This is a genomic window from Salipiger sp. HF18 (genome assembly GCF_011806505.1).
Taxonomy (GTDB): Bacteria; Pseudomonadota; Alphaproteobacteria; order Rhodobacterales; family Rhodobacteraceae; genus Salipiger; species Salipiger thiooxidans.
Genome location: NZ_JAATOS010000571.1, coordinates 1 through 2,380 on the forward strand (window position 1 = coordinate 1; position 2,380 = coordinate 2,380).

A 2,380-nucleotide genomic window follows, 5' to 3' on the forward strand; every position below is an offset into this window, starting at 1 on the left:
ATCCTGGCGGTCAGCGGCTGCCCTGCGACGACGATCTGCCCCTCGGCGGGCGCCAACAGGCCGGCCAGCAGGTCGAGCATGGTGGACTTGCCCGCGCCGCTGGGACCCGACAGCGCCACGCTTTCGCCCGGCCCGACCTCGATATCCGGCAGCGCCAGCTGCTGCGCCCCGCGCGGCACCGTGACGCCCCGCAGCGCCACCGAGGCGGGCCCCGCCAGCGCTGCGGCCTGCGCGCCCTGCCCCAGCACCGGCGCGGTGTCGTCACCGCCCAGCGCGTCAAGCTCGTCGGCCACGGCCTCGGCTGCCGCCTTGTCGTGCCACGCGGCGGCAAGATCGCGCAGCGGCTGGAAGAACTCGGGCGCCAGCAGCAGCAGGAAGATGCCCTCGCTCAGCGTCAGCCCGCCCCAGCTGCCCCAGGTTACCTCGCCGAGCAGCGAGAAGCCCACGAAGACTGCCACCATGGCGACGCCGATTGCGGCGAAAAGCTCGAGCGTGGTCGAGGAGAGGAAGGCGATGCGCAGCACCGCCATGGTGCGGGCGCGCAGCCCCTCGGCGCGGGCCTCGAACGCCGCGCGCGAGGCATCGCCCGCGTTCAGCAGCAGGATGTCGGGAAGCGCCGCGATGCGGTCGATGAGCAGCGTGTTCATGTCGCCGATCTCGACCATCTGGCGGCTGCTCGCTTCCTTGGCGGCCATGCCCACCAGCGCCATGAACACCGGGATCAGCGGGCCCGCGACAAGGAAGACGAGCCCCACCGCCCACGAGACGTAGAAAGCCAGCGCGAGGATCAAGAGCGGCACCAGCCGCGTGCGCGCCATGGCGGGACGGTAGCGGGTGATCCAGGGGCCCAGCACCGCGAGCTTCTCGGTCAGCATCGCCGCGAGCGCCGCCGAAGAGGCGCCCGCGCCGGGGCGCAGCGCCTCGCGCGTCAGAAGCTGCTGGCGCAGGTCGTGGATGACCCCGTCGGCCGCACGGAAGGCGAGCCGCGCCGCCACCCGGTCGAGTCCCGCCCGCGCGATGCCCACCGCCGCAAAGCCCGCCGCGACCCCGAGGCTGGCCGAGCCCGGCGCGCCTGAGACCCAGCCGCCGATGCCCCAGGCGATCAGCAGCGCTTGCAGCGGCCAGGCCGCCGCTGCTAGGGCAGAAAGCAGCGCGGCACGGCGCAGGGTGGCCTGGGCCTTTGCAGGAAGCAGCCGGTCGGGGGACGCGCGTCTGGCCATGAGGACCTCTTGCAAGCAATTGGTTCGCCTGCCCCTTTAGCCACGGTGGAGGGCCCATGGCAAATCCCGGGACCGCGGCACTCCGCCACCCCTGCCACGGCGCACCCGCGCAAACGCCCCTCGGCGACGGCGGAAAAGCGGTTTCCCCCGCGCAGCGCCCGGTCTACTGTCCGACCGTTACCGCATCCCTCGCGAGGACCCCATGACCGACTATGCCGGACGCCTGCGGCTTGGCGTCAACATCGACCACGTCGCCACCGTGCGCAACGCCCGTGGCAGCGCCTATCCCGACCCGCTGCGCGCCGCGCAGATTGCCCAAGAGGCCGGTGCCGACGGCATCACCGCGCATCTTCGTGAGGACCGCCGGCACATCTCGGACGCGGATATCGCCGGGCTCATAGAGAGCCTGACCCTGCCGCTGAACCTCGAGATGGCCGCCACCGACGAGATGCAGGCCATCGCCCTGCGCCACAAGCCGCACGCGGTCTGCATCGTGCCCGAGAAGCGCGAGGAAGTGACCACCGAGGGCGGGCTCGAGGTGGCGATGAACGAGAACCGCCTCGCCCATTTCATCGACCCGTTGCGCGAGGCCGGCTGCCGCGTGTCGCTGTTCATCGGTGCCGACAAGGCGCAGGTGGCGGCCTCGGCACGCATCGGCGCTCAGGTGGTCGAGCTGCACACCGGCCACTACTGCGACCTCCACGCCGAGGGCCGCTTCGACGAGCGCGACGCCGAGCTCGCGCGGCTGCGCGACATGACCGCTTATGCCCATTCGCTGGGGCTCGAGGTCCACGCCGGCCACGGGCTGACCTACGACACGGTGAAGCCGGTCGCGGCCTTTGACGAGGTGATCGAGCTCAACATCGGGCACTTCCTGATCGGCGAGGCGATCTTCCGCGGCCTCGGCCCCGCCATCGCCGAGATGCGCCGGCTGATGGACGAGGCGCGGGCGTGACCGCGCCCGCCCACTACTGCCTCGAGCCCTCGCGCGGGAGCGCACGGTGATCCTCGGAATCGGCACCGATCTCGCCAACATCGACCGCATCGCGGGCACACTCGAGCGCTTCGGCGACCGGTTCCGCAACCGCGTCTTCACCGAGACCGAGCAGCGCAAGGCCGAGCGCCGCGCAGACGTCGCGGGCACCTACGCCAAGCGGTGG

At 71.9% G+C, this 2,380-nt stretch carries 2 protein-coding genes and 1 pseudogene; 2 read left to right on the forward strand and 1 reads right to left on the reverse strand.

Annotated features, from left to right (window positions below):
* Nucleotides 1-1,220 (reverse strand): ABC transporter transmembrane domain-containing protein (locus HC022_RS24240; RefSeq protein ID WP_167454102.1); only part of this gene is annotated, 1,220 nt, incomplete at its 3' end.
* 202 nt (nucleotides 1,221-1,422) lie between these two features.
* Between HC022_RS24240 and HC022_RS24245 the strand changes: the two genes are divergently transcribed.
* Nucleotides 1,423-2,175, forward strand: coding sequence for a pyridoxine 5'-phosphate synthase (locus HC022_RS24245; RefSeq protein WP_167454103.1), 753 nt, complete (start codon nucleotides 1,423-1,425; stop codon nucleotides 2,173-2,175).
* Between the two features lie 46 nt (nucleotides 2,176-2,221).
* A pseudogene (locus tag HC022_RS24250) lies at nucleotides 2,222-2,380 on the forward strand (4'-phosphopantetheinyl transferase superfamily protein); the annotation flags it as partial.